General features: G+C 37.6%; 1 protein-coding gene. It reads left to right on the top strand.

Translation table 11 applies throughout. The features are described 5' to 3' along the window. Nucleotides 1–97 precede the first annotated feature (97 nt). A partial coding sequence (locus tag HNQ43_RS09060) for an ISL3 family transposase (RefSeq protein WP_183376973.1) occupies nucleotides 98–1,089 on the top strand: 992 nt, incomplete at its 3' end.

The following is a 1,089-nucleotide window of genomic DNA, read 5'->3' as shown; positions in this document are numbered from 1 at the left end:
TTTTCTTGTATCGCTTTAAATTTAAGTGGGGGTCTCGAAAATCTCATCGCTCTTGATAGAATGGGTACGTTCGATTCTATCAGAAAGCGAGGTATCAATGGAAAAGTATATATTAAGATCATTGAATCTTACCCCAGAGGATGTGGAATCTATAGTTCCTATTTCATCAAAAAACGGCCACTCCGACTATTTGATCACATTAAAGATAAAAGATCATTTTTGTCCGAAATGCGGATGCCTGACCAACCGTGTTAAGGACTACCGTATCCAAAAAGTGAAAGCCAAGATCTTCAATGATGGATCAACCACCGTTTTTTATAAAAGTCGTCGGTACGTCTGTAAAGAATGTGGAAAGGCTTTTAAAGAAAGGACCACTCTTATCGGAGATAAAAAAACAATCTCCCAGAACACTGCCGCCAGTATTCTGGAAGATCTTAAACCATATAACTCCACCTTTTCATCGGTTGCCAGAAAATATAATGTCTCTGTCACTTCTGTTATGAATCTTTTTGACGGACATGTCCAGATACCACCTGGAACTGTTTCTGAGATCATGTGCTGGGATGAATTCTACTTCAGCCGACATCGTAAAAATAAGTATGCCTTCATCATGCTCAATTTCAAGAACAAAGCGATCATCGATATCCTGGAATCAAGAAGGACCCAGTTCCTCAGCGATTATTTTTTCCAAATTCCAACCAATCTAAGAAACAGGGTCAAGATTATTATAATCGATATGAATTCTACATACAGAGATATAGCGCACGCTTTTTTTAAAAATGCGACAGTCTGCGTGGATTCTTTTCATGTATCCCAGTATTTTAATGATGCTTTAAACAGGATCCGGAAGAAGGTGATGAATCGGTACACCAAAGACAAAAGATCAATAGAATACCGGTTATTGAAGCAGCGGCGAAAACTCTTATTTAAAAGATATTCACAACTGGAGTACGCGGAACCTAGATATGACCATGTGATGAAATATCATATTACGGAACGGGAGATCGTGAAGACTATACTAAATATTGATTCAAATTTGAAAAAAGCTTATGAGCTGAAAGAACAGTATTTTGATTTCAATCAGATCAC

The organism is Faecalicoccus acidiformans (assembly GCF_014202635.1).
Classification (GTDB): domain Bacteria; phylum Bacillota_I; class Bacilli_A; order Erysipelotrichales; family Erysipelotrichaceae; genus Faecalicoccus; species Faecalicoccus acidiformans.
This window is presented reverse-complemented; position numbering and strand designations above follow the sequence as displayed.